The sequence below is a fragment of the Nonomuraea sp. NPDC048826 genome, assembly GCF_043198225.1.
GTDB lineage: Bacteria > Actinomycetota > Actinomycetes > Streptosporangiales > Streptosporangiaceae > Nonomuraea.
Map to the genome: position 1 here is coordinate 61,239 of NZ_JBICUQ010000015.1, position 25,736 is coordinate 86,974.

General features: G+C 71.3%; 24 protein-coding genes. 12 read left to right on the forward strand and 12 right to left on the reverse strand.

The features are described from left to right. Positions 1-22: 22 nt before the first annotated feature. The 4 genes from dprA (at position 23) to ACGFI7_RS39970 (ending at position 4,933) form a co-directional block, all read left to right on the forward strand. Positions 23-1,834, forward strand: coding sequence for a DNA-processing protein DprA (gene dprA, locus ACGFI7_RS39955; RefSeq protein WP_393414438.1), 1,812 nt, complete (start codon positions 23-25; stop codon positions 1,832-1,834). 299 nt (positions 1,835-2,133) lie between these two features. After that, entirely contained in the window at positions 2,134-2,886 is a 753-nt protein-coding gene (locus ACGFI7_RS39960; protein ID WP_393414440.1) for a VOC family protein, read from the forward strand. A gap of 469 nt (positions 2,887-3,355) precedes the next feature. After that, positions 3,356-3,814 carry a GNAT family N-acetyltransferase gene (locus tag ACGFI7_RS39965; RefSeq protein ID WP_393414442.1) on the forward strand — a complete coding sequence of 153 codons (459 nt, stop codon included), beginning with the start codon at positions 3,356-3,358 and terminating at the stop codon, positions 3,812-3,814. Positions 3,815-4,051: 237 nt separating this feature from the next. Next, a complete protein-coding gene (locus ACGFI7_RS39970; RefSeq protein WP_393414444.1) occupies positions 4,052-4,933 on the forward strand; it encodes a tyrosine recombinase XerC in 882 nt (293 codons plus the stop codon). Positions 4,934-5,240: 307 nt separating this feature from the next. On the opposite strand, the gene ACGFI7_RS39975 is transcribed toward ACGFI7_RS39970, so the two are convergent. The 4 genes from ACGFI7_RS39975 to ACGFI7_RS39990 all read right to left on the reverse strand — a co-directional run bounded on the left by ACGFI7_RS39975 (position 5,241) and on the right by ACGFI7_RS39990 (position 9,898). After that, the gene (locus tag ACGFI7_RS39975; RefSeq protein ID WP_393414447.1) at positions 5,241-6,212 is read right to left on the reverse strand and encodes a M23 family metallopeptidase; all 972 of its coding nucleotides are present in this window, start codon (positions 6,210-6,212) and stop codon (positions 5,241-5,243) included. Positions 6,213-6,347: 135 nt separating this feature from the next. Beyond that, a complete protein-coding gene (locus ACGFI7_RS39980) occupies positions 6,348-7,490 on the reverse strand; it encodes an MFS transporter (RefSeq protein ID WP_393414450.1) in 1,143 nt (380 codons plus the stop codon). Positions 7,491-7,589: 99 nt separating this feature from the next. Next, complete coding sequence (locus ACGFI7_RS39985; RefSeq protein ID WP_393414453.1) at positions 7,590-8,048, reverse strand: RrF2 family transcriptional regulator; 459 nt, start codon at positions 8,046-8,048, stop codon at positions 7,590-7,592. Positions 8,049-8,110: 62 nt separating this feature from the next. Beyond that, positions 8,111-9,898, reverse strand: a complete 1,788-nt coding sequence (locus ACGFI7_RS39990) for an MFS transporter (RefSeq protein WP_393414456.1) — start codon at positions 9,896-9,898, stop codon at positions 8,111-8,113. 102 nt (positions 9,899-10,000) lie between these two features. On the opposite strand from ACGFI7_RS39990, the gene ACGFI7_RS39995 reads away from it, so the two are divergent. The 6 genes from ACGFI7_RS39995 to ACGFI7_RS40020 all read left to right on the forward strand — a co-directional run bounded on the left by ACGFI7_RS39995 (position 10,001) and on the right by ACGFI7_RS40020 (position 15,640). Beyond that, positions 10,001-10,630, forward strand: coding sequence for an ArsR/SmtB family transcription factor (locus ACGFI7_RS39995; protein ID WP_393414459.1), 630 nt, complete (start codon positions 10,001-10,003; stop codon positions 10,628-10,630). A gap of 216 nt (positions 10,631-10,846) precedes the next feature. Next, a complete protein-coding gene (rpsB, locus tag ACGFI7_RS40000) occupies positions 10,847-11,806 on the forward strand; it encodes a 30S ribosomal protein S2 (RefSeq protein WP_393414462.1) in 960 nt (319 codons plus the stop codon). Positions 11,807-12,441: 635 nt separating this feature from the next. After that, positions 12,442-13,275: a translation elongation factor Ts gene (tsf, locus tag ACGFI7_RS40005; protein ID WP_393414465.1), complete on the forward strand. Its 834-nt coding sequence runs from the start codon at positions 12,442-12,444 to the stop codon at positions 13,273-13,275. 125 nt (positions 13,276-13,400) lie between these two features. Next, positions 13,401-14,099, forward strand: a complete 699-nt coding sequence (gene pyrH, locus ACGFI7_RS40010; RefSeq protein ID WP_393414468.1) for a UMP kinase — start codon at positions 13,401-13,403, stop codon at positions 14,097-14,099. Between the two features lie 42 nt (positions 14,100-14,141). Then, positions 14,142-14,699, forward strand: a complete 558-nt coding sequence (gene frr, locus ACGFI7_RS40015; protein ID WP_393414471.1) for a ribosome recycling factor — start codon at positions 14,142-14,144, stop codon at positions 14,697-14,699. 98 nt (positions 14,700-14,797) lie between these two features. Continuing rightward, positions 14,798-15,640: a phosphatidate cytidylyltransferase gene (locus tag ACGFI7_RS40020; RefSeq protein WP_393414474.1), complete on the forward strand. Its 843-nt coding sequence runs from the start codon at positions 14,798-14,800 to the stop codon at positions 15,638-15,640. 6 nt (positions 15,641-15,646) lie between these two features. Here ACGFI7_RS40020 and ACGFI7_RS40025 read toward each other — a convergent pair whose 3' ends face one another. Beyond that, entirely contained in the window at positions 15,647-16,660 is a 1,014-nt protein-coding gene (locus ACGFI7_RS40025) for a suppressor of fused domain protein (protein WP_393414477.1), read from the reverse strand. A 172-nt stretch (positions 16,661-16,832) separates the two neighbouring features. Between ACGFI7_RS40025 and rlmN the strand changes: the two genes are divergently transcribed. Next, positions 16,833-17,933 carry a 23S rRNA (adenine(2503)-C(2))-methyltransferase RlmN gene (rlmN, locus tag ACGFI7_RS40030; protein WP_393414480.1) on the forward strand — a complete coding sequence of 367 codons (1,101 nt, stop codon included), beginning with the start codon at positions 16,833-16,835 and terminating at the stop codon, positions 17,931-17,933. A gap of 65 nt (positions 17,934-17,998) precedes the next feature. Here the strand turns inward: rlmN and ACGFI7_RS40035 are convergent, their stop codons facing one another. Together ACGFI7_RS40035 and ACGFI7_RS40040 are read right to left on the reverse strand one after the other, a co-directional pair. Next, positions 17,999-18,670, reverse strand: a complete 672-nt coding sequence (locus ACGFI7_RS40035; RefSeq protein WP_393414483.1) for a hypothetical protein — start codon at positions 18,668-18,670, stop codon at positions 17,999-18,001. Further along, positions 18,667-19,389 (reverse strand): ATP-binding cassette domain-containing protein, encoded by a 723-nt coding sequence (locus ACGFI7_RS40040; protein ID WP_393414486.1) that lies wholly within the window; start codon positions 19,387-19,389, stop codon positions 18,667-18,669. Before ACGFI7_RS40040 ends, ACGFI7_RS40035 begins: the two co-directional genes overlap by 4 nt. An 87-nt stretch (positions 19,390-19,476) precedes the next feature. On the opposite strand from ACGFI7_RS40040, the gene ACGFI7_RS40045 reads away from it, so the two are divergent. Next, complete coding sequence (locus tag ACGFI7_RS40045) at positions 19,477-20,031, forward strand: DivIVA domain-containing protein (protein WP_393414489.1); 555 nt, start codon at positions 19,477-19,479, stop codon at positions 20,029-20,031. 12 nt (positions 20,032-20,043) lie between these two features. On the opposite strand, the gene ACGFI7_RS40050 is transcribed toward ACGFI7_RS40045, so the two are convergent. The 5 genes from ACGFI7_RS40050 to iolC all read right to left on the reverse strand — a co-directional run bounded on the left by ACGFI7_RS40050 (position 20,044) and on the right by iolC (position 25,679). Continuing rightward, positions 20,044-21,051 (reverse strand): AI-2E family transporter, encoded by a 1,008-nt coding sequence (locus ACGFI7_RS40050; protein ID WP_393414492.1) that lies wholly within the window; start codon positions 21,049-21,051, stop codon positions 20,044-20,046. A gap of 74 nt (positions 21,052-21,125) precedes the next feature. Beyond that, the gene (iolD, locus tag ACGFI7_RS40055) at positions 21,126-22,985 is read right to left on the reverse strand and encodes a 3D-(3,5/4)-trihydroxycyclohexane-1,2-dione acylhydrolase (decyclizing) (protein WP_393414494.1); all 1,860 of its coding nucleotides are present in this window, start codon (positions 22,983-22,985) and stop codon (positions 21,126-21,128) included. Further along, a complete protein-coding gene (gene iolB / locus ACGFI7_RS40060; protein WP_393414497.1) occupies positions 22,982-23,824 on the reverse strand; it encodes a 5-deoxy-glucuronate isomerase in 843 nt (280 codons plus the stop codon). Before iolB ends, iolD begins: the two co-directional genes overlap by 4 nt. After that, the gene (locus ACGFI7_RS40065; protein WP_393414500.1) at positions 23,821-24,726 is read right to left on the reverse strand and encodes a deoxyribose-phosphate aldolase; all 906 of its coding nucleotides are present in this window, start codon (positions 24,724-24,726) and stop codon (positions 23,821-23,823) included. The genes iolB and ACGFI7_RS40065 overlap by 4 nt, the downstream gene beginning before the upstream one ends. Beyond that, positions 24,723-25,679 carry a 5-dehydro-2-deoxygluconokinase gene (iolC, locus tag ACGFI7_RS40070; RefSeq protein ID WP_393414503.1) on the reverse strand — a complete coding sequence of 319 codons (957 nt, stop codon included), beginning with the start codon at positions 25,677-25,679 and terminating at the stop codon, positions 24,723-24,725. The genes ACGFI7_RS40065 and iolC overlap by 4 nt, the downstream gene beginning before the upstream one ends. Positions 25,680-25,736: the final 57 nt, after the last annotated feature.

Below are 25,736 nucleotides of genomic sequence, written 5' to 3' on the forward strand. Positions count from 1 at the left end.
GCATGAGGCGAGAGCCGCCCTCATGCGAGCTGCAGACGCCGGTGACACCGTCATGGGCGCCCTCGTGTCCCAGCTCGGCGCCGTACGAGCACTCCAGGCCGTACGCGAGCAGACCACGCCACCCGAGTCCGCCACAGACAGCGACCTGGCCCGTCGCCTGCCGAGCTGGCAGGCACGGCTGACCGCCTGCGACCCCGCGGCCGATCTGGAAGCGGGTGAGGAGACAGGTGCCAGGTTCGTCATTCCGGGCGACGCCGAGTGGCCCACTCAGCTGGACGCCCTCGGCACCGGTCGCCCGCTCGGCCTCTGGCTTCACGGTACGGCCGACCTGCGCTTCTCCTGCCTGCGCTCGGTGGCGGTGGTCGGTGCGCGGGCCGCCACCTCCTATGGCGTCCACGTGGCCGCCCAGTTCGGCATCGGGCTGAGCGAGGCCGGGTGGACGGTGGTGTCCGGCGGCGCGTTCGGCGTCGACGGGGCCGCCCACCGGGGAGCGCTGGGCGCAGGAGCCCCGACGGTGGCGGTCCTGGCCTGCGGCGTCGACTACTGCTACCCCGCCGAACACCGATCCCTGTTCGCCCGCATCCGCGACCATGGGGTGCTGGTCAGCGAATGCCCGCCAGGCGTCCGCCCGACCAGGGCCCGCTTTCTCATCAGGAACCGCCTGATCGCCGCCCTGTCCCGAGGCACACTCGTCGTCGAGGCGGCCCTGCGCAGCGGCGCGCTCAACACGGCGGGCCACGCCCTCACACTCGACAGGCACCTCGCCGCCGTCCCCGGCCCCATCACTTCAACCCTCTCCGACGGCTGCCACCGCCTCCTACGCGAGCGCAAAGCCGTCTGCGTCACCACCCCTGAGGAAATGATCGAGCTCGTCGGTGTCATGGGCGACGACCTGGCCCCGGTCCCCCGAGCACCGGCCCTGCCCCGGGACTCCCTGCCGGAGGCGACCAGGCGGGTCCTCGACGCAGTCCCGGCAAGGATCAGCGCAGGCCCCGCCACGATCGCGGTGACCGCCGGCGTGGACTTCAACACCGCTCTCAGCGCCCTCGGCTCACTCGCGGCCGCCGGCTACATCGAACGCACCGCCAACGGCTGGCGTGCCCGCAGACCACCCACCCCGATCTACCCCAAGGCCCTCCCCACCACAGCCTCCGCCTCAGCCGCAGCCCCCATCCCCGCCTCGGCCGCAGTCCCCGTCCCCGCCTCGGCCGCAGTCCCCGTCCCCGCCTCGGCCGCAGTCCCCGTCCCCGCCTCGGCCGCAGTCCCCGTCCCCGCCTCGGCCGCAGCCCTTGCCTCCGCCGCAGGCCTCGTCTCCACTTCCGCCACAAACGTCGGTTCCATCGCTGCTCCGGTCCCTGCTACTGCTCCGGTCTCCGCCACAGCTCCCGCCCCTACCGCAGCCCCCGTCCCTGCGACGGCCCCATGCCCGGAACAGGTCCTACCTCCGGCCCTTGCACGCGATCCCGAGATTTCCCTCTCCGCGTCCGGGGACTTCGCGTCCGGGGACTTCGCGTCCGGGGGCTCCGGGTCTGGGGGCTCCGGGTCTGGGGACTCCGGGTCCGGGGACGCCGGGTCTGAGGGCTCCGGGTCCGGGGACGCCGGGTCTGAGGACTCTGTGCTCACCGCCTCCGGATCTGAGGTCTTGAGGGGAGAGGTCTCAGGGGCCGAGGTCTCGGCGACAGCGGTTTCGGCATCCCGGTCTCCGTTCGTGGCTTCCAAGACTGCGGCTTCGGTCTTCGTTTCTGAGCTGTCTGAGCCTGCAGCTTCGGTCTCCGCCGCTGCGACTTCCGAGCCTCCGGTCTCAGCCACCGAGCCTCAGGTATCAGCCCCCTAGCCTCAGGTATCAGCTCCCTAGCCCTGCTACGGCCCTCAGCCTTGGGCTCGTTTCTGGGGCGGCGGCGACGGCGGAACGTAGAAAGGGCCACTGGCGAGCGAGTGTCAAGAAGCGTGATTCAGCCGCGCACCTGACGAGAGAGCTGTTCACCGGGCCGTGCAGCAGGCGAGTGACCTGTTCGTCTGGCTTGGCGCCCTGACTGACCGCGTTGTGCTGCTGACGGCGTTGTGCTGGCAAGAGAGCCGATCTCTGCTTCGACGTGGGTGGGGCGCTGCGAATCGGCTCATAGGATCATCGGCATGGCGCTGCGACCAGTCCAGGTGAACATCAAGGCTGTTGACCCCTCGGCGGTCGGACGGTTCTGGGCGGAGGCGCTCGGTTGGAGTGCTTACAGCCCAGGGGTGAGTACCTACGTAGGGCCCGCCGGCGGCTTGGTCTGGCCGGACCCCGTCGCCGTCTGCATCGACGTCGTTCCCGTTCCAGAACCCAAGACGGCGACCAAGAATCGGGTGCACCTTGATCTCGCCACCACCTCTGCTGCCCATCAGGCGGAGTTGGTCGCGCGCCTCCGGGCTCTCGGTGCGACGCCCGCTCAGGTGGGTCAGGGGAATGTCCCGTGGATGGTCCTCGCCGATCCCGAGGGCAATGAGTTCTGCGTGCTGGAGCCTCGGGAGGTCTACCGGGACACCGGGCCGATCGCCGCGGTGGTCATCGACTGCGCCGACCCACGGGCCATGGCGCGGTTCTGGGGCGAGGCGATCCACTGGACCCTGCACGAGGTGACCGACGATTATGCGTCGTTGCGCTCTGCCAAGAAGGTCGGCCCGTATCTCGAATTCATTCGCACGCCTGATGTGAAGACCGTGCCGGACCGCATCCATCTCGACCTGCTGCCGCAACCCGGCGACGACACATCAGCGGAGGTAACCAGGGTGCGAGCCCTCGGCGCTGCTGACCTGGACGTCGGCCAGGGCGACGTTCCGTGGACGTGCTTGATCGACCCGGAGGGCCACGAGTTCTGCGTCCTCGCCCTTCCTGACGCTGAGCGTTGACGACGCCTGTGGCATGTGATCTTGCGTCCTCATGACGCCATGACCCCCTGGATGGACAGGGCTGCAGCGTCTCCACTGGATCAGGTGGCTGATGTTTGCGGACTTGGGTGGTGCTGTGTGCCTGCGAGGGGCACGCTGCAGCATCTCGGTCGGTTCGGCGATGAGGTCTTGTCCGCCGGGGGCGGGATCCTAGGCGGTAGCCGGCTCTGTGGGTGACCTTGGTCTGGGAGCGGATGGTGGAGAAGACTGACTCGATGGGGTCGTGGTCCGGGGAAGCCGTAGAACGGCGGCTGTCCGCTCCGGCCGTCGGCCACCTTTGCTACGGCATCAGGGGACGTCGTCTCGTAGACCTTGCGAACCTTCATGCTCGTACGGTCGTCGGTGTACTGATCTGAGCATCGCTCGCCGGCGACGCCGGCGAGATCAATCCAGATGCGGCGCGCAAGCTCGGCCTCATAGCCTCGGCTTCATGAACGACCCTGCATTCGTCCCCGACGACTTCGCCGTTCCCCGGGAACTGGTCACGCCGCAGTTCCGCCTGGAGCCCCTCGGCCCTCAGCACAACGTCTCCGACCACGCTGCCTGGACCGGCAGCATCGAGCACATCCGCGCGACCCCGGGCTATCCGGACGGCAGTTGGCCGCCCGTGGGCGGTATGACCCTGGAGGCGAACCTCGCGGACCTGCAGCGCCATGCGGACGACTTCGCCCGTCGCCGAGGGTTCACCTACACCGTCCTCGACGCGGACGGCGACGAGGTGATCGGTTGCGTCTACATCTATCCCTCCCGGAGCGACGACCACGATGCCGACGTGTCCTCTTGGGTCCGGGCCGACCGAGCCGATCTCGATGTGCCCTTGTACGAGGCCGTCACCGCCTGGCTGTCCGAGCACTGGCCTCTCGGGAAGCTCAACTATTCGGCGCGCTGAGGTGACGTCTTGGAGGTAATGCGTCGGCTTCTTCGGGACGGCTGGCATGCAATGGTGGGTTGCCCCGCATGCACGGCACCACCGGAGTGACTGGTGTTTGAGGCGCCCCCGGCCAGGGGCTGACCGACCGGGGGCTTGAGGCGCTCCTGGGCGGGAGCCTGCATGAGAAGCGGCTTCATGGGGACAAGCGGGTAACCATGGGAGGAAGCTGGTGGGGTGGTAGGCCGGGGAGGGGCTGTGGGCGTCGATGAGGTCATCGGGGAGTTCGAGTCGTACCTGCGCTTCGAACGGGACCTCTCGCCGCATACGGTCCGGGCCTATCTCGGTGATGTGACCGCGTTGCTCGAACACCTCGGCGGCGACCTCAAGGGCCTGGACGTGGTCGCGCTCCGGGGATGGCTGGCCGCGCAACACGACGCGGGCAAGGCTCGGGCCACGTTGGCGCGGCGGACGGCGTGTCTGCGGACGTTCACCGCTTTCTGCCATCGGCGCGGGTGGCTCTCCGATGACCCCGGCCTGCTGCTGGGGACGGCCAAGGCTCCTCGCGCGCTGCCCGCCGTACTCGATCAGGAGCAGGCCCGCCAGGCGCTCGTAACCCCGTCCACCGGTGAACCGAGGGAACTGCGCGACCAGGCCATGCTGGAGGTGCTGTACGCGACGGGGATCCGGGTCAGTGAGCTGTGCGGGCTGGACGTCGACGACGTGGACCGGGATCGCCGGGTCGTTCGGGTGCTCGGCAAGGGGCGCAAGGAGCGGGCGGTGCCCTTCGGCGCTCCGGCGCTGCAGGCCCTGGACAGATGGTGTGTGCATGGCAGGCCTCTGTGGGTGCGCGAGGGGAGCGGGCCCGCGCTGTTCCTGGGGGTACGGGGCGGGAGGATCGACGCGGGCACGGTCAGGCGCGTGGTGCACGCTCGGTTGCGGCAGGTGGAAGGGGCCCCGGACATGGGGCCGCACGGGCTCCGGCACAGCGCGGCCACCCACCTGCTCGAAGGAGGGGCCGACTTGCGAAGCGTGCAGGAACTGCTGGGTCATGCCTCTCTGAGCAGCACCCAGGTCTACACGCACGTCTCGATCGACCGCCTCCGCCGCGCCTACAACCAGGCCCACCCTCGAGCTTGACCAGGAAGATTGTCTCGTCCGCGTCGTCCGCGTCGTCCGCGTCGTCCGCGTCGTCCGCGTCGTCCGCGTCGTCCGCGTCGTCCGCGTCGCCGGGGTTGTCCGTGTCCACGGTGCCCGAGCGCTGCGGGTGGGTTACCTCGTAGAGGCCTGCGCCTGTGGGTGGGCTGCGTCGTGGCTGGATCACCGCCGTGCTACCAGCCTTTCGCGGCCGTCGGGGAGCTCTTCAGGGCGCTTGTTGCCGATCGTTTCTCGCTGGCGGGGGTGATGAGGTCGCGGGGTCATCCTGCGGGATCGGCCTGAGGCGGGGTCAGGTGGGGCGTTGCTTGCGGTGTTGGCCCTTGGTCGGCGGGTGGGGCGTGTGTTTGCCCTGGCGGCGTCGGCGGGTTCTCGTACGGACCAGGTGGAGGAGGGAGCCGAGCAGGAGGAGTGCGGCGAGGAGGGCCAGCAGGGCGTAGGGCTCGGGGAGGGGGCCGGTGGTGGATCGGGCAAGGAAGGTTGGGAGGCGGTGTGGGTCAGGGGGCTCGGTGGGGTGAGCCGGTGAGGTTGCCTGCCCGGGCGTGAACGTGGGTGATCGTTGGCTGGGGGATGGGCGTGCTGCTTGCTGAGGGGGCGTGGCGGCTGGTGGGTCGGATCGCCAGTAGGGCAGGAGGCGGATGCGGAGGCCGGTCAGCAGGAGGAGGGGGTTGAGGTAGGTCGTGCCTTCCCGGAGCCCCCAGTGGAGGCAGGATTCCGGGCAGTGTGGCGGGGCGGTGGCGAGGGTGCCCAGGAGGTCTCCCGTGGACACGAGGTCGCCTCGGCGGACGGCTGGAGTGACCGGCAGGTAGGTGGTGCGTAGGCCGCCGGGGTGGTTGACGGTGACGACGCCCCTGCCTGCTACGGGGGCTGCGAAACCGATCGACCCTGGACCGGCGGAGAGGACGGGGGTGGCCGGTGGCGCGGCGAGGTCGACGCCTCTGTGGCCGGCCAGCCAGGGTGCGGGTGGCGGGGAGAAGCGGCGGATGATCTCGGGGTTACCGCCCAGGGGCCAGCGCCAGAGGGTGTCGGCGGGTGGGGGGCGGTGAGGTTCGGGCAGTGCGCGGAGTTGGAGGGCTGGTCGGGGTGAGGCGGGTCGCGGGGTCGGTGGGAGTCGGGCGTGGTGGGGTGGGGAGGGCGATGTGACCGCATGCGATCTTGCGTTCGCTGGGGTTGTGACCGCGTGTGGGCTTGCGTTCGCTGGGGTGGTGAGCAAGGACAAGGCGCAGGTGAGGCCGAGGACGGCGAGGACGGTGCGGAGAGGCATGCCCGTGAGTGTGCGGTTCGGCGGGTGGGTGCGGTGAGGGCGAACAGGGTTCTGTGGATGAAGGGCGTGCCGGGGCGGCGCGGTTGTGGATGACGAATGGGCGTGCCCGCTGGATGTACTGACCGGAGAGGTTGATCAATCGTGAGAAGGGCGGCTGGTTGCCGCGACCGCCGCAGGGCGGAGACTGAAGGACAGCACACGGTTCCATATCAATGCCGCGAGAGCCCCGGCGGCCGCCACCAGACACATTGACGTCGCGCCGGCGCCGAGGAGGATTCCCCCGAGCGCGTTGCCGAGTGCGATCCCGGCGTACAAAGCCGACGCGTTGGTGCCGATGGTCACCGGCCCGCTCACGGGTGCGGCTGCAAGCAGCCGGTGCTGCTGGGGCGGGGTTTGCATCCAGCTTGCAGTGCCCCAGAGCGCAGCCGCGACGACCGCGACGATCGCAGGCGGGCGGATGGCCAGCGCCGCCAATGACAGAGCCATCAGCACATAGGCGATGGTCAGCGTCCTGTTGGATCCGAGACGGTCGGTCAGGTGTCCGCTCGCCAAAGACCCACACACCGCTCCGATCCCGTACGCGGTGAGGACGCCGACGAGCCAACCGCTTTCCCCCGGGAGGAGCAACGTGGAGACGTAGGCATACGGGACGTAGGCGGCCGCCATCCCCAAGGCGGTGAGGACCAGAATCGCCAAGATTCGGGGCTGCGTCAGCGGTGCAAGCCGTTCGGCGATGCGCTGACGCGCTCCGGCGGGTGGGTTCGGCGCAGTCCTGTGGATCAGAAGCCCTGCGATCCCTGCCAGGACCGCGACCGCGAGAAGAGCCACCCGCCAGTTCGTGACAGTGGCCAAGACGCTGCCGACCGGGACGCCGACGGCTGTAGCGACCGTCAGGCCTGCGATGACCAAGGCCAAAGCCCGTCCGCGGTGCCGCTCACCGACGGTACGGGATGCCAGAACGCCTGCAGCGGGCGTCACCATCGAGGCGGCAAGCGCCGCCAGCACCCGCCCTGCAAGAAACAGCGGGAACACCGTGCTCGCAGCGCACACGACGTTGGCCGCTGCGAGGACTGCCAGCGCAATGGTGATCACCAACCGCGGCCGGATCGGGCTCGTCAACGCCGCGAGCACCGGAGCGGCCAGCGCGTACGCCACCGCGAAGACCGTCACGGACAAGCCCGCTGTGGCGGTCGGCACCGCCATGTCGCCTGCCAGCGTCGGGAGGAAGCCTGCGACGACCCAGGCATCCGTTCCGACAGCGATCGTGGCGGCCAGCAAAGGCAGCAGGCACGGCCACCACCGAGGAGAATTATCGATAGCCATTGTCCACAATCTTCGACGGCTGGGTGATCGGTGCGCATTGAGGCGGTGGTGAAGTCAGGTCAGAGCGGCGACCGTGCGATCGCGGACACCAAGGCCGGTCTGGTCGGCGATGTCAGCGATGCTCTGCGCTGCCAAGGCCGCACGATAGGTCGTCTCGGCGCGGGCCATGGCATGTGCGATGGCGCATTGGCCAGTGCGGGGGCCGAGCTCGCCGGACCGCCCAGCGAGGCGGATCTCCTCGCACTGGAAGGCGGGCTTACGCCCTTCGACTGCCGCCACGACATCCATCAGAGAGATCTTCGCGGCAGGGCGAGCCAACGCGAATCCACCGGACTGACCGCGTACCGCTTCGGCGATCCCGTCTGCCACCAGCGACCGCAGGGTCTTCTGCAGATATGCCGGCGGCAGGTCGAAGAACTCGGCGAGCTGTGCTGACGTGATGGGTCGCCCCTCAAGCCAGTGCATGACCAGGCAGCAGTGCAGTGCTGCTTCAACCCCTTTGCCCATCCTCATAGTGGACAATTTATATCCACTTTGCTTCGGGTGGGTCGACCAACGTCACTCGGTCAGTACAGCTAGACGAGGGGCTGGCGCCTGGTGATCGCGCGCTCGTGCACCGCCGAAGAACGCAGCGGTACGGGGGAGGACGCGTCGGCGGGGCGGCCTGGGGAGCCGGAGCGGCTCCAGAAGGCGTACCGGCTCTGAGTGACGGACCGGTCCTGGGAGGCGAACCCGGTCGAGGCGCCAGGTCCGCTCTGGGAAGGGGACCGGTCCTCGGAGGTGGGCCTGGCGTGGGTGATGGATTCGCCCAGGGAGGTGGGCTGATCCGGGGAGACGGACCCGGCCGAGGTGCCAGGTCCGCTCTGGGAAGCGGGCTGGCCCTGAGAGGTGGGCCTGGCCGGGGTGACGGGCCTGCTCGGCGAGGCGGGCTGGTCCCGGGAAGCCGACTCGGCCGAGGTGACGGACTGAGCAGAGGAAGCGGACTGGTTCTGGGAAACGGACCCCGCCGGGGTGACCGACTCGCCCGAAGAGGCGGACCCGTTCGGGGAAACGGACTCGGCCGGAGCGACGGACTGGTTCGGGGAAGCGGGGCTGTCCGGAGCGGGGGAAGCGGGCCCGTCCGAGGAAGGGGTGTCGGGAGGGGAGGGGGAGCGCAGGGGAGAGGCCCAGATCCAGAAGGTGGCGGTGGCGATGCCGGCCGCGCAGAGCAGGATCACCGTGCGCAGCCCGAGTACCTCCGCCAGCGCCCCGCCCACGAGCGCGCCCAGCGCCAGGACGCCGTGGACGGCGAAGGTGGAGGTCGCGTTGACCCGGCCGCGAAGTTCCTCGGGCGTCTCGCGCATGATGATCGCGCTCATGCACGAGGCGAACGCCACGACGATGCCGCCCGTCGCCGTCACGGTGAGGGCGAGCACGGTCACGTTCCACCAGAGGGGCCCGTTGAGGAGGCCCATGGCCAGGATCTCGATGGGGAAGAAGAGCACGGATCCCAGCAGCACCCTGTTCTCGCCGTACCGCTTGGCCAGGCGGGTGGTGGCCCAGGCGCCGAGGATGCCGCCGACGCCGCTGAGCGCGGTGAGCAGGCCGATCAGGCCTTCGGGGATGCCGAGGGTGTGCAGCATGTAGAGCATGGCGATGGCCGTGAACGCCATCGCGAAGAAGTTGATCGTCACCCCCGCGCCGAGCAGGGCACGGAGCACGGGCTGGGAGACGCTCGCCCGCAGGCCCTCGACCACGTCGTTCCAGAGGCCGCGCGAGGGGGCGGGCTGCCGGTGCTCGGGGGTCCGGATCGACCGTAGGAGCAGCGCGGACACCAGGAACGAGATCCCTTCGACCAGGACGGTCAGCGGCGCGGTCAGGATCTGCACCAGTACGCCCGCGAGGCCGGGCCCGGTGACGGAGGCGACCGAGTAGGCGGCGTTGAACCCGGCCATCGCCGCGGTCCTCTGGTCGGGAGGGACGAGCGCGGCCACGTACGGGAAGTTGACGGCTCTGAAGAGCACCGCCGCCGTGCCGATCACGAGGGCGACGGCGATCAGCAACGGGATCGTGAGCACCCCGAGGAGCCACGCGAGCGGCACCGTGAGGGCGGCGGCGGCGGAGACCAGTTCGCAGGCGATCATGAGCGGCCGGTGGCGGCGCAGGCGGTCGGCGATCGCGCCCGCGTGCAGGCCGAACAGCAGGGCCGGCACCGCGGCGGCGGCCGTGAGTAAGCCCATCTGGAAGGGGGAGGCGGCCAGCAGCGTGATCGCGGTCAGCGGTACGGCGAGCCTGGAGACCTCCGAGCCGGTGATCGAGATGGTGCGCGCCGACCAGAGCAGCCGGTAGTCACGCCGGCGGCGCAGCGGTACGGGCGGATGCATGCGTCTCTCCAATGTGTGAAAGAAACCCTTCAGGACTATGAAAGTAATCCTTCAGAGTTGTGAAGGCAACCCTTCAGATCTGAGCGCGGTACCTTTGGGCGCATGGACACGGAGGGGCTCAGCGATCCCATGGCGATGCGGGCCCTGGCCCATCCGGCCAGGCTGGCGATCCTGAGCAGGCTGCGCGTCGAGGGCAGCGCCACCGCCACCGAGGTGGCCCGGAGCGCCGGCATCACGCCCAGCGCCGCCAGCTACCACCTGCGCATGCTCGCCAAGTACGGCTTCGTCGAGGACGCCCCGCCCAGGGGCGACGGCCGGGAGCGCCTGTGGCGGTCGACCGATACGCGCCTCACCATCGGCCTGCGTCCCGAGGATCAGCCGGACGTGCGCGAGGCCAAGAACCTCCTGATCCGCGCGCTGCGCCGGGAGGCCGACGAGGAGCTGGACCGGGCGCAGGCCGCCTTCGACCACGAGCCCGAGGAGTGGCGCGACGCCACCCGCTTCGCCCGGGCCACGCTCCGGCTCGACGCCGCCGAGATGGCCCACCTGGCGGAGGAGATCGAGAAGCTGATCCGGCCGTACGCGGCGAGCAGCCGGAGCCGGGAGTCGCTGCCCGAGGGCTCGCGGCTCGCCGAGGCGCAGATCAATCTCTTCGTACGGGCCCGCAGACCGGTCCCTGGCCTGCCCACCGAGGACCACGATGCGGCGAAGGACCGATCCGGCCCCCGTTGACCTGATCGGTCAGGTGGGGGCGGCACGGGAGGTAGACTTTCCGATGGCCTGTGACCGCAGGCCGACTTCGCATGCCTCGTAGCAGACCGCTCCATCGGTCCGGGCTCTGCCCGGCTGGTGCGGTTGCGGGGCATCAGGGCGGTGCCGACCGGCCACCGCGACACAACCGAGCATGCGTCCCGCCTCGGCAGGACGCCCAACCTGGAGGACCAGCTCATGGCCCCCGTCGTGACCATGCGACAGCTGCTCGAGAGCGGCGTTCACTTCGGACACCAGACTCGCCGCTGGAACCCGAAGATGAAGCGCTTCATCTTCACCGAGCGCAACGGCATCTACATCATCGACCTGCAGAAGTCGCTGTCCTACATCGACCGCGCCTTCGACTTCGTCAAGGAGACCGTGGCCCACGGGGGCACGATCCTGTTCATCGGCACGAAGAAGCAGGCCCAGGAGGCCATCGCCGAGCAGGCCGCCCGGGTCGGCATGCCGTACGTCAACCAGCGCTGGCTCGGCGGCATGCTCACCAACTTCTCCACCGTGCACAAGAGGCTGCAGCGCCTGAAGGAGCTCGAGGAGCTCGACTTCGACAACGTCGCCGCCTCGGGGCTCACCAAGAAGGAGCTCCTCATGCGCCGGCGTGAGAAGGACAAGCTGGAGCGCACGCTGGGCGGCATCCGCGACATGGGCCGCGTGCCCAGCGCGGTGTGGGTCGTCGACACCAAGAAGGAGCACATCGCGATCAGCGAGGCCAAGAAGCTTGGCATCCCGGTGGTCGCGATCCTCGACACCAACTGCGACCCGGACGAGGTCGACTACCCGATCCCGGGCAACGACGACGCGATCCGCGCCGTCGGCCTGCTGACCCGCGTGGTCGCCGACGCCGTGGCCGCCGGGCTCATGGCCCGCTCGGGCGCCTCCCGCGGTGACGAGAAGCCCGCCGCCGCCGAGCCGCTGGCCGAGTGGGAGCGCGAGCTGATCGAGCAGGGTGGTGGCGAGCAGGGCGAGGCCAAGCCGCAGGAGGCCGCCGAGGCTCCCGCTGCCGAGGCTCCCGCCGAGGAGGCTCCGGCTGCCGAGGCCGCCGCCGAGGCTCCCGCTGCCGAGGCTCCCGCTGCCGAGGCTCCCGCCGAGGAGGCCCCGGTCGCCGAGGCTTCCGCCGAGGGCGAGCAGCAGGCCTGATCCGCCCGTGCCGAGCCCGGATCTTCCCGCCGCCGGCCGTGCCCGACCACCGGGCACGGCCGACGCGGGCCGGGCAGGTCCGGGTCGGCCCGTGACCGAGCCGACCGGCGCCACCGGCTCCGCTTGGATCCAGGCAGTGCCGCCGACTCCAGCAGTGCCGCTCGCGACACGGGCCCAGCCGCCGAAGGTGGTGCCGCTCGCACCACGGACTCAGCCGCCGAAGGTGGTGCCGCTCGCCGAACGGGTTCAGCCGCCGAAGGTGGTGCCGCTCGTGACGTGGGCCCAGCTGTCGACGACGGTGCCGCTCACCGAGCGGGCCCGGCCGGAGACGGCGGGGGCGCGTGGGCTCGACAGACGGCTCCGTGAAGCGGCAGACGGCGACGGCCCGGTCAGGACGGACGGTGGCTCCGCGACGATCCCTCCGGGGTTCTCGGCGCAGGGGCCGAGGAGCGGCGGTTCACGACCCTGCTCCGGCAGGGCGGGCAAGCAGTACGTTCCGGGCCTGATATGACGGGCACGGGACGCGTACCGGCTTCTGTGCGGCACGCGGTGCCGTAACGACAGGGGTGGGAGCCCGAGCGGCGGCGCCCGCCCGACGCACGACGACATCCACAGACATCCCACAAGGAAAAGCAATGGCTTCCGTGAACATGGCCGACGTCAAGCGGCTCCGCGAGATCACCGCCGCCGGCATGATGGACTGCAAGAAGGCGCTCGAGGAGGCCGAGGGCGACTTCGACCGCGCGATCGAGCTGCTCCGCCTCAAGGGCGCCAAGGACGTCGGCAAGCGCGAGGCGCGCACCGCCTCCAACGGCCTCGTCGCGCTCCAGCAGGACGGCGACTCCGCCGCGGCGCTGCTCGAGCTCAACTGCGAGACCGACTTCGTGGCCAAGGGCGAGCGCTTCCAGGAGCTCGCGGCCCAGGTGGTGGCCCACGTGCTGGCCGCCAAGCCGGCCGACGTCGCGTCGCTGCTGGAGTCCTCCTTCGACGGCAAGACCGTCAAGGAGCACCTCGACGCCGCCAACGCCACGCTGGGCGAGAAGATCGAGATCCGTCGCTTCGCCGTGCTCGAGGGCGGCTACGTCGGCGCCTACATGCACAAGACCGACCCGGCGCTGCCGCCGACCGTCGGCGTGCTCGTCCAGCTCGACAAGCCGAACGCCGAGGTCGCCAAGGACGTCGCGCAGCACGCCGCCGCGATGGCCCCGCAGTACCTCAAGGCCGACTCGGTCCCCGCCGACGTCATCGACAAGGAGCGCAAGCTCTTCGAGGAGATGACCCGTGAGGAGGGCAAGCCCGAGGCCGCGATCGGAAAGATCGTCGACGGCCGGGTGAAGGCCTGGTACAAGGACTTCACGCTGCTGGAGCAGGCCTTCGTCAAGGACAACAAGAAGTCCGTGGGCAAGTACGCCGACGAGAACGGCGTTCAGGTCCAGGCCTTCGTCCGGTTCAAGGTGGGTCAGGCATAGGCTGGAGCGAGTTTTCCAGTGCAGACGAACCGCTAGAGAGGGAGGCCGCCGCCGTGCAGGACAATCAGGAGCCCGCTACGACGGCGGCCGCTCCGACTCGGAACCAGCTTCGCTGGAAGCGGGTGATGCTGAAGCTGTCCGGTGAGGCGTTCGCCGGCAGCGAGCCGCTGGGCATCGACCCCGTCGTCGTCGATCACCTGGCCGACTCGATCACCGAGGCGGTGCGCGAGGGCGTCCAGGTGGCGATCGTCGTCGGCGGGGGCAACATGTTCCGCGGCGCCACCCTGTCCGAGGGCGGGATGGACCGCGCCAGGGCCGATTACATGGGCATGCTGGGCACGGTCATCAACTGCCTTGCCCTGCAGGACTTCCTCGAGCGGCGGGGCGTCGAGACGCGGGTGCAGACCGCGATCACCATGCAGCAGGTCGCCGAGCCGTTCCTGCCGCGCCGGGCCATCCGCCACCTGGAGAAGGGGCGCGTGGTCATCTTCGGCGCGGGGCTCGGCTCTCCGTACTTCTCCACCGACACGGCCGCCTCCCAGCGTGCTCTGGAGATCGGCGCCGAGGCGCTGCTCAAGGGCACCCAGGTGGACGGGATCTACGACTCCGACCCACGGAAGAATCCCGATGCGGTGCGGTTCGACCAGCTCGACTACGGAGAGGTGCTGTTGCGGGACCTCGCGGTCATGGACGCCACCGCGATCAGCCTGTGCAAGGACAACGACCTGCCGATCGTGGTCTTCGACCTGATGGGCGAGGGCAACATCCTGCGAGCGGTCCGCGGTGAGAAGATCGGCACGCTGGTGAGTCCCGCAGGCAAATGAGGTGTGAGCCCGACACCGCCAGCTAGAAGACAGGGAGCCGCTGTGATCGACGAAACCCTCCTCGAAGCCGAGGAAAAGATGGACAAGGCCGTCTCGGTCGCGAAGGAGGACTTCGCGAGCATCCGGACGGGCCGGGTCACCCCCTCCATGTTCAACAAGATCAACGCCGAGTACTACGGCACGCCGACGCCGATCCAGCAGCTGGCGTCGTTCCACGTGCCCGAGGCTCGCATGGTGCTCATCCAGCCGTACGACAAGAGCTCGATGGCCGCGATCGAACGGGCCATCCGCGACTCCGACCTCGGCGTCAACCCCACCGACGACGGCCAGGTCATCCGCGTGACCTTCCCCGAGCTGTCGGAGGAGCGCCGCAAGGAGTACATCAAGGTCGCCAGGAACAAGGGCGAGCACGCCAAGGTGTCCATCCGCAACATCCGGCGCTCCGCCAAGGAGACGCTCGACAAGATGATCAAGGATGGCGACGCGGGCGAGGACGAGGTCAGGCGGGCCGAGAAGGAGCTCGACGACCTCACCCAGAAGCACGTCGCCAAGATCGACGAGCTGCTGAAGCACAAGGAAGCCGAGCTGCTCGAAGTCTGAGCGGCCCGCTGCCGACGGGCCGCCCGCGAGCGGGCCGTCGCAGGTAGCGCATCTACGGCCCTCGCCTGACGGCGGGGGCCGTGGCCTATGGAGAAGTCTTGGAAGAACGCACGGCCGGCACCAGCCCCGGCGGCGGCAGCCGCACCGGCCGCAATCTCCCCGCGGCGATCGGCGTGGGCCTCGGGCTGGGCGCCGCCGTCCTGATCTCTCTCTACACCGTCAAGGAGCTCTTCCTCCTGGTGTTGATCGCGGCGGTCGGCGTCGGCGTGGTGGAGCTGGTGCAGGCTTTCGCCACCCGCGGCATCCGGGTCCCGGCCGTGCCGATCCTGGCGGGGCTCGTCGCGATGCAGGCGGCGGCCTACTGGGGCGGCGGCGCGTGGCTGCTGGGCACGTTCGTGGTGTTCGCCTTCGGGCTGCTGGTGTGGCGGATGTTCTCGGCCGGCACCGACGGTTATGTGCGCGACGCGACGGCGTCGGTGTTCATCCTGTTCTATCCGCCGCTGCTGGCGGGGTTCGCGGCGCTGCTGCTGGCGCCCGACGACGGCAGCCATCGGGTCGTGGTCTTCATCGCGGTGACGGTGGCCAGCGACATCGGCGGGTACGCGGCGGGGGTGCTGTTCGGCCGGCATCCGATGTCGCTGATCAGCCCGAAGAAGACCTGGGAGGGCTTCGCCGGCTCGGTCGTGACCTGCACGGCGGTGGGCGCGTGGCTGGTGACGTGGCTGCTCGGCGGCGCGTGGTGGCAGGGAGCGGTGATCGGCGCGCTGGCGGCGGCGCTGGCCACCGTGGGCGACCTGGTCGAGTCGATGATCAAGCGGGATCTCGGCATCAAGGACCTGGGCACGATCCTGCCCGGCCACGGCGGGCTGATGGACCGGCTGGACTCGCTGGTGTCGACGCTGGTGCCGGTCTGGCTGCTGCTGGCGCTCTTCGTCAAGTGAGCGCGGCTAGCCGGTGAGTGCCTCGCTGGTGATCGGGGTCAGCCAGAGCCACCGTACGGCCTCGCCGCCGAACGCGAACCCGGCCATGGCGGGCATGTCGGGCGCGTCGGCCTGCATGAGCACCCCGGAGTACTGAGGCCCGAGGGGGAAGGTGGCGGGCTCGTGGTACCACCGGGCGGTGTGGCCGTGGCCGAGCCAGGTCACCGAGTGCCACGGATACTGGGCCAGCCACACCAGCAGCAGGGCCGCCTCGCGCGGGTCCTCGCGGGTGGCCACGGCCAGCTCGATCCTGGCGTACGCGCCGGGCTGGTCGATCCACTGCTCCACGGTCGGCATCCGCTGGCAGCTCATCCCGACCGTGGACAGCACGCTGAACAGCCGGTCGCCGTGCGGCGGGCGTTCGGTGATGCCGACGGTCGGCAACCGGTCGCCGCTGGCGTCCCAGTAACGACCGGCCGGGCCGAGCACCCGGTCGAGGTGTCCCATGACGAACTGCTGGAACGACGGCCAGGACCCTTCGGAGTAGCGCCAGCGCCAGTAGGACTCGGCGTTGGCGATGCGCGGACGCAGCCCTTCGAGCGCCTCCGACAGCGCCCACGCGAACGGCGACTCGCCCACCGCGTCGCGCGCGTAGCCGGGCATGCCGCGGTGCATGTCGGCCCAGCCAGGGATGACGGCCAGCAGCTCGTCCTCCTCGTACAGGGCCACCCCGTCGCCCTCCTCGAACCAGAGCGGTGTGAGCTGGCCCAGCGGCCGGCGCCCGCCGGGGTGGAGGGTGTTGGCCCGCGGCATCAGTGGCGGCAGCCCGGCGTTGATCCGCGCCAGGTCGACCACGGCCGGCGCGGCCCGGTGGTTGGCCAGCCAGCACGCGCCGTGCACGGTGCCGTCGGGTGAGCACAGGTAGGCGACCGAGGCGTCCTCGTCGCGCTCGACCACGAGCGTCCGGCTGCCGTACGGGTTGCCGGCGGTGAGGACGACCTCGGTGTGCCCCTCGCCCGACGCAGACCGGAAAATCGCCATACGGGGAAACTGTAGATCGGCAAGTCACCCTCGTGCGAGCCTTGGCGGGATCAGGAGCACCGGGCTGCCGCCACGGGATCAGGAGCACCGGGCTGCCGCCATGGAATTCGCCCCGCCGGGCAAGCGTTCACTACCCTGGTCGGCAATCCCCGTGACAAGTAGAGGCAGGATCGTGTCCCAGCAGCCAGGCCAGCTCACCTTCGTCGCCCCGCGCAGGGCCAAGCCGGCTCGCCACCTCGCGGACCTGTCCATGGCCGACCGCCGCGCGGCCGTCACGGAGCTGGGGGAGAAGGCGTTCCGCGCCGACCAGCTCTCCCGCCACTACTTCGAGCGGCTCACCACCGACGTGCAGGCGATGACCGACCTGCCCGCGGCCTCCCGCGACAAGCTGGCGGCGCTGCTGCCGCCGCTGCTCACCTCCGTGCGCGAGCAGACCACCGACCGCGGCACCACCCGCAAGACGCTGTGGCGGCTCTTCGACGGCGCGCTGGTCGAGTCGGTGCTGATGCGCTATCCCGACCGGGTGACGATGTGCGTGTCGTCGCAGGCCGGCTGCGGCATGAACTGCCCGTTCTGCGCCACCGGCCAGGCCGGGCTGACCCGCAACATGTCCACCGCCGAGATCGTCGAGCAGGTGGTCGCCGGCGCCCGCGCGCTGGCGGCGGGCGAGGTGCCGGGCGGCCCCGGCCGGGTGAACAACGTGGTGTTCATGGGCATGGGCGAGCCGCTGGCCAACTACAAGCAGGTGATCCAGGCGGTGCGCCGCCTGGTCGAGCCCGCCCCGCACGGGCTGGGCATCTCCGCGCGCGGCGTCACCGTCTCCACGGTCGGGCTGGTGCCCGCGATCGGCAAGCTCGCCGAGGAGGGAATGCCGGTCACGCTCGCGCTGTCGCTGCACGCCCCGGACGACGAGCTGCGCGACACGCTGGTGCCGATCAACACCCGGTGGAAGGTGGCCGAGGTGCTCGACGCCGCCTGGGCGTACGCGGCGAAGACCAAGCGGCGGGTGTCGATCGAGTACGCGCTCATCAAGGACGTCAACGACCAGGAGTGGCGCGCCGACCTGCTCGGCAAGCTGGTCAAGAACAAGCTCGTGCACGTCAACCTGATCCCGCTCAACCCGACCCCCGGCTCGAAGTGGACCGCCTCCCGGCCGGAGGACGAGCGCGCGTTCGTCAGGCGGCTGGAGTTCCACGGCGTGCCGGTGACGGTCCGCGACACCCGCGGGCGCGAGATCGACGGCGCCTGCGGCCAGCTCGCCGCCGCCGAGTAGCCCAACGGCGGAGCCGCCGCCGAGCAGGCCTACGGCCGGGTACGGCGAGCCGCCACTGGGAGGGCCTACGGCCGGGTGCGGCGGAGCCATGCGTAGGCCGTCAGGCCGAGCAGGCACCAGGCCAGCGAGACGGCGCCCAGCCCGGGAAGCTGGGCGACCAGCCGGTCGGCGCCCGCCTCCCGCATCCACACGGTGAGCGGGACCGTGAGCCAGGGGAGCGGCGAGGCGCTGATGAGCAGCATCGCGACGAACCCGGACACCAGCGCCATGATCGACAACGCCGGCGACGGCAGCAGCGCCCGGCTGGTGAGCGCCCCGAGCGTGAGCCCGGTCAGCGTGCTGAGCGCGTGCAGCGCGATCCCGGCGGCCAGTACCGCCCCCGGCGGGCCGGCGCTCATCCCGAGCAGCACCCCCCAGGCCAGCGCCAGCCCGGCGAACGTGGCACACGCGGCCAGCGCGGCGAGCAGCCCGGCCGCCAGCTCCCGGCCCCGCCCGCCCGCCAGGACCGCGGACATCTCGCGCTGCCGGTCGGGTTCGGTGTCGAGCACGCTCCGGGCCGCCCAGGCCAGGAACGGCACGATCATGACGGCCGAGTCGGCGAGGACGGCGGCCTCCTGCCCGGCGGGCGCCCGGGTGGCGTACACGACGGCCAGCACGGCCAGGATCGGGAGCAGCGCCTGGTGCACCCGGTGCGACCGGACGTAGGCGGCCAGCCGGAACCCGCTCAGGGCGATCACCGTGACTCCTCCAGGCTCACCGGGCGGGCGGGGTAGCCCTCGCCGCGCATCCGTTCCAGGAAGGCGCCCAGCGCATCCGCGGGCACGGTCACCTCCACGGTGACGCCTTCACCCGTGACCGGGGGAGCGGTCTCCGAGAGCCGCCCGTCCGTCAGGACCCAGCGGCGCAGGGACGGCAGGCCGCGCAGCTCGCCCTGGTGGTCGGCGACCACCACGACGGCGCCGCGCGCCGACAGCTCGGCCACCACGGGCGGCAGCTCCGCCCGGGTGCCGGGGTCGAGCCCGGCGAACGGCTCGTCCAGGAGCAGCAGCCCCGGCTCGGCCATCAGCGCCTGCACCAGGCCGACCTTGTGCGCGCTGCCCTTGGACAGCTCGCGCAGCCGCACGCCCAGCAGGGGGCTCAGGTTCAGCCGCTCGGCCCACGGCTCCCACCGGCCCGCGCCGCACACGCGCCGCATGTGGTCCAGATAGCCCGAGACCGTGAACGGCTGCTCGGTGGGGAACCGGTCGGGGGCCAGCCCGACGGCGGCCGGGCGGCCGGTGATGGCGCCGCCGGTCGGCCTGAGCAGGTCGGCGAGCAGGCGCAGCAGCGTGGACTTGCCCGCCCCGTTGGCCCCGGCGAGCTCCACCACGTCGCCCGGGACCAGCGCGGCGTCGATCTGCCGGATGACAGATGGATCACGTCTTCGGTAGCGGAAGGACACGTTGGTCAGGCGCATGGTGGTCTTTACCGTAGAGGGCGGCTCGCATGGTGGTGATAAAGGACCGCACAATAGGATGCGACCCCCCGGCAGGACCCAGAAGGAGTGGGCTTGAACCGCTTTCCGCGCGTCATGGGTATGCGTTCAGGCTATGACCCCGCCGAAGTCGACGCTCTGATCGAGCGGATCGAGGCCACCCTTGGCAGAGGCACGCTCGACGTCGAGCCCGTCACCGCTGACGAGGTGCGTGCGGCCACGTTCCGCTCCAGGCGCCGCGGCTACCAGGAGACCGCGGTCGACTTCGCGCTGGAGGCGTTCGTCGTGGCCCTGGAGACCATGGCCAAACGGCCGGTGCGGCTGGCCCTCGCCGAGCCCACCGGCGAGCTGCTGCGCGAGGAGTGGTTCGAGAGCCAGGCGGCCCGGGTGGAGAAGGTGGCGTTCCGGCCCGGCCGGATGGGCACCGGCTACAACGAGGACGAGGTCGACGCGTTCCTCGACCGGATCGTGGCGACGCTGCGCGGCACCACGAGCTATCCGGTGACGGCCAAGGAGGTGCGCGAGGTGAAGTTCGCCACCGTGGTGTTCCGGCCCGGCTATCTCATCGCCGACGTCGACGCGTTCCTGGCGGGCATCGCCGACGTGCTGGCGCAGCGCGGCTGACCCGCCGGGGCGTCAGGCGGGCGCCCGCGCCGCGCCCTCGCTGAAGTCCTCCCGGTTCAGCAGGGCCACGATCACCGAGGCCACCGGCGAGGCCAGGAACGCGCCGGCGATGCCGAAGACCAGGCTGCCGATCGCGATCGAGACGAGGATCACCGGCCCCGGCAGGTCGAGCGCCTTGCCGTAGATCTGCGGCGCCAGCACGTGCCCCTCGATCTGCTGCACCAGCACGGTGACCCCGACCACGATGAGCGCGATCAGCCAGCCCTTGGCCACGAACGCCACCACGGCCGCCAGCAGCCCCGCCGTGAACGCCCCGACGATCGGCAGGAACGCGCCCACCCAGGTCAGCACCGCCAGCGGCACCGCGATCGGCACCCCGAGTATCCACAGCGCCATCCCGATGAAGAAGGCGTCCACCGCGCCCACGAGCGCCACCCCGCGGATGTAGCGGCCGATCACGCCGAACGCGATCGGCCCGGCCTCGCGCAGCCGCCGCCTGGCGCCGGGCGGGAACAGCCCGGTCAGCCAGAGGAACAGCCGGTCGCCGCCGTGCACGAAGTAGATGCCCAGGATGACCGCGAGCACCGCGCCCACGATGATCTCGGTCGCGGTGCGCACGCCCGCCACCGCGCCGGTGGTGATCTGCTGCTGGCGCTGCTCCACCCACTGCCTGGCCTGGGTGAGGAGGTCCTGGAAGTCCAGGCCGAAGGTGGCGGCCAGCGCGTGCAGCTGCTCCAGGATCGTGCCCAGGCTGGCGCGCAGCTCGGCCAGGCCGCTGACGGTGGGCGGCACCAGCAGCGCGAACAGCCCCGCGGCGAGCAGCAGGCCGCCGGCGAAGGTGATCGTGGTGGCGAGCGAGCGGCCCATCCCGCGCCGCGTCAGCCATCGGGTGGGCGGCAGCAGCAGCGCGGCGACGAACAGCCCCAGGATGACCGACAGCACCACCGTGCCCACGTGGGACAGGCAGTAGATCACCACCGCCGCGACGGCCACCCAGCCCAGCACGCGCCAAGGGTCCATGGCCGCCTCCCCCGAGATCCCCGCCCCCCGGACTCAGGCTTTCCCCTCGCCCGGTGCGGCAACCCTGCGAGCGGTCAGCCCGTCGGCGGGGTCAGCCGGCGGTGCTGATCGCGCTTGGCGGTCTCGTACGCGGACCTGGCCTCGCGGCCCGGCCCGGTGCCGGAGACCTCGGCGACGGGGACGTCCCACCAGGCCTCGGAGGACGGGCTGTCGACCGTCGGGTCGGCGCGCACGTACACGACGGTGACGCCGTCGGCGGCGCGGGCGGTGTCGAGCGCCTTGCGCAGCTCCGCCAGGGACCCGGGGCGCAGCACGGTCGCGCCCAGGCTGGCCGCGTTCGCGGCCAGGTCCACCGGCAGCGGCCCGCCGTCGTAGCGGCCCTCGCCCCGGTAGCGGTACGCGGTGCCCAGCCGCTCGGCCCCGACGCTCTCCGACAGCCGGCCGATGGAGGCGAACCCGGAGTTGTCCACCAGCACCACGGTCAGCTTGACGCCCTCGGCGACGGCCGTGACCAGCTCCTGGGCCATCATCAGGTACGAGCCGTCGCCGACCATGACGAAGACCTCGCGCTCCGGGGCCGCCAGCTTGACCCCGAGCCCGCCGGCGATCTCGTAGCCCATGCACGAGTAGCCGTACTCGACGTGGTAGCTCCCCGGACCGCTGGGCCGCCAGAGCTTGTGCAGGTCGCCGGGCATGGACCCGGCCGCGCAGATGACCACGCCGTCGTCGCCGGCCGCCGCGTTCACCGCGCCGATCACGGCCGGCTGCGGCATCGGGTCGCCGTCCAGCGCGTACGCCTCGTCGACGGCGGCGTCCCAGGCCCGCGTCAGGGTGGCGGCGCGGGCGCGGTGGTCGTCGCCGGTGGCCCAGCCCGCGCACGCCGCCGCGAGGTCGGCGAGCCCCTCCCTGGCGTCGGCGACGAGCTGCAGCCCGGACATCTTGGCCGCGTCGAAGCCGGTGACGTTGAGGTTGACGAACCGGGCCTCCGGCGCGAACAGCGAGTGGGAGGCCGTGGTGAAGTCGCTGTAGCGGGTGCCGACCCCGATGATCAGGTCGGCCTCGCGGGCCAGCGCGTTGGCGGCCGTGGTGCCGGTCGCGCCGATCGCGCCCATCGCCATCGGGTGGCCGTGCGGCAGCGCGCCCTTGCCGGCCTGCGTCTCGGCGACGGGGACGCCGTACGTCTCGGCGAACGCCCGCAGCTCCCCGGTCGCCTCGCTGTAGATCACCCCGCCGCCGGCCACGATCAGCGGCCGGGACGCGGCCCTGATCAGCTCGGCGGCCCGGGCCAGCGCGGCGCGCTCGGGCCGCGGCCGGGGGACGTGCCAGACGCGCGGGGCGAACAGCTCGTCGGGCCAGTCGGCGGCCTCGGCCTGCACGTCCTGCGGCAGCGCGAGCGTCACCGCGCCCGTCTCGGCCGGGTCGGCGAGCACCCGCATGGCCGCCAGCAGCGCCGCGGGGAGCTGTTCGGGCCGGTTGACGCGGTCCCAGAAGCGGGAGACCGGCTTGAGGCTGTCGTTGACGGAGACGTCGTACGAGCGCGGGTCCTCCAGCTCCTGCAGCACCGGTCCGGCCACCCGGGTGGCGAACAGGTCGCCGGGCAGCAGCAGCACGGGCAGCCGGTTGATGGTCGCCCCGGCCGCGCCGGTGATCATGTTGGTGGCGCCGGGGCCGATCGAGGTGGTGCACGCCAGCGTCGACAGCCGGTTGCGGGCCCGCGCGTACGCGGCGGCGGTGTGCACCATGGCCTGCTCGTTGCGGCTGAGGTAGTAGGGCAGGTCGGCGGTGGAGGTGGCGAGCGCCTGGCCGATGCCGGCCACGTTGCCGTGGCCGAAGATGCCGAAGACGCCGCCGAACATCCGGTGCTCGACGCCGTCGCGCTCGGTGCGCTGGGCGGCGAGGAACCGGACCACCGCCTGGGCCACGGTCAGTCTCACTGGGTCCTCCCGAAGGGCAGCCTGGGGTCGATCTCCTGGCCGTCCCAGGTGGCGCGGATCCAGGCGTGCCGCGGGTCGTCGCAGAACGCCATGGACCGCTCCTCGGCGGGCCCGGCCAGCACGTTCAGGTAGTAGAGGTCATAGCCGGGCGCGGCCATGGACGGGCCGTGGTAACCGTACGGGACCAGCACCACGTCGCCGGAGCCCACCTCGGCCAGGGTGTCGATGGGGCCTCGCTCGGAGGAGTAGACGCGCTGGTAGCCGAGCCCCTGGTCGGCCACCTCGAAGTAGTAGACCTCCTCCAGCACGGCCTCGCCGGGGTTGGCGGTGTCGTGCTTGTGCGGCGGGTAGGACGACCAGTTGCCGCCGGGGGTGAGCACCTCGACGGCGACGAGCTTGTCGCAGGCGAAGACGCCGGGCGCGGCGAAGTTGTTCACCTGGCGGCTGGCCTGGCCGGCGCCGCGCAGTTCCACCGGCACGGCGGAGGCGGGCACGTGACGCGGCTCCAGGCGGCGGGTGGCCCGCGCGGAAGGCAGCGCGATCCGCCCCGCACCGGTCAACGTCACATGCTCAGAAATCGGGATATAGGCGAAATCGGAGGGTCCGGCGAACACCGACGACCGCCCCGCCAGCTCGAACACCTCACCCGATCCGACCGCGACCGTGCAGGAGCCCGCCAGCGGCAGCACGATCATCTCCTCCCCGCCCGTGTCGAACGACACCGGCGCCCCGGTCAGATCCACCACCCTCAGCCCCGCGTAGTCCCACCCGGCCAGCGACGGCGTGATCTCCACGGCCCACGGTCCTGCCGCGGCCTCGCCGTACGGAAAGAATGTCAAGATCCAACCTCTCGAACCAGTGCGGCCGCGCCGTCCACGGCGGTGGCGACGTCGTCGTCCGGAGGGTAGAGCAGCGCGCGCCCGACCACGAGCCCCCGCACGCCCGGCAGGCGCAGCGCGCGCCCCCAGTCGGCGAACGCGGCCGCCGCGTCCGGCGGATCACCGCCGAGCAGCAGCGCCGGCAGCGTGGTCGCGGCCATGACCCGCTCCATCTCCGCCACCGCCGGGATCTTCAGCCACGTGTAGGCCGAGGTCACCCCCAGCGCCTGGGCCACGCTGATGGCCCGGATCACCGCGTCCGGAGACAGGTCGTTGCGCACGGCGCCGGTCTCGGTGCGCGTCACCCAAAAGGGCTCCACCATCGCCACGAGCTGCCGCCTGGCCAGGTCGGTGACGGCGTGGGCGCACGACTCCAGCGTGACGACGCTGGCCGGGTCGGACGGGTCGATGCGGCACAGCATCTTGCCGCCGTCGAGCCGCATCTCGGCGATCGCGGCGGCGTCGTAACCGGTGAACCGGTCGTCCATCTCGAACACCGACCCCTGCAGCCCGCCCCGGTTCATCGAGCCGAAGGCCAGCTTGCCCTCCAGCGAGCCGAGCAGCAGCAGGTCCTCCAGCACGTCAGGAGAGGCGAGGATGCCGTCGACGCCCGGCCTGGCCAGCGCCACCCGCAACCGGTCGAGCAGGTCGACCCGGCTGGCCATGGCCAGCGGCCGGTCGCGCACGGCCAGCGCGCCGCGCGCGGGATGATCGGCCGCGATGATCAGCAGCCGGCCGCCGTCGCCGGGCAGCTCGCGCCGCCGCCGGCGGCCCGCCGCCTGGGCGATCTCCCCCGGTGCGGTCGCCCGGACCTCGGTCAGCCGCTCGTAAGGAGCGGTCCTGGGCAGCGTGACGTCGCTCAAGGACGCACCTCGCTCCGCGGGCCCGCGCTCTCCAGCAGGGCCAGCACCTCGTCGCTGGTCGGCATGGCGTCCGCGCACGCCAGCCGGGCCGCCACGTGCGCGCCCGCCGCGTTGGCGAACCGCACCGTACGCTCCAGCGACCAGCCGCGCACCAGCCCGAGACAGACCGCGCCGCCGAAGGCGTCACCCGCCCCCAGCCCGTTGACCACCTCCACCCGGACCGGCTCGGCCACCACGTGCTCGTCCTTGCTGCGCGCCAGCACCCCGTCGGGGCCCATCTTCACGATCGCCACCTCCATGCCGGCGTCGAGCAGCGCCTGCGCCGCCGCCACCGGGTCCCGGGTGCCGACCGCGATCTCGACCTCGTCGAGGTTGCCGACGGCCACGTCGGCGTACGGGAGCGCGTGCCGGTACGCCCGCTCGGCCGCCTCCCGCGACTCCCACAGCATCGGCCGGTAGTCCAGGTCGAACACCGTCCACCCGGACGTCCTGGCCTCCAGCGCGGCGGCGTGCGCGGAACGGCTGGGCTCCTGGCTCAGGCCGGTCCCGGTGAACCAGAAGACCCGGGTCTCGCGGATCGCGTCCAGATCCAGCGACCCGGCGGTGATCCGCAGATCAGGCGGGTGCTCGCCCCGGTAGAAGTAGATCGGGAAGTGGTCGGGCGGGAAGATCTCGCAGAACGTGACCGGCGTGGGCGGTCCCTCGACCGTCGCCACGAAGCCGTCGTCGACACCGAATCCGCGGATCGCCTGCCGTACCCACTCCCCGAAGGGATCGGCCCCCACGGCGGTCACCACGGCCGGACTCAACCCGTGCCTGGCGGCGGCGACCGCGACGTTCGTCGGGCTGCCGCCGAGGAACTTGCCGAAGGATTCGACGTCGGCCAGGCCTACGCCGGTCTGCAGCGGGTAGATGTCGACGCCGCAGCGTCCCATCGTGATCAGGTCGAACAACGCACCTCCACAGCTGGAGCTATCGGGCAGACACTATGGCATATTGTCATGACATAC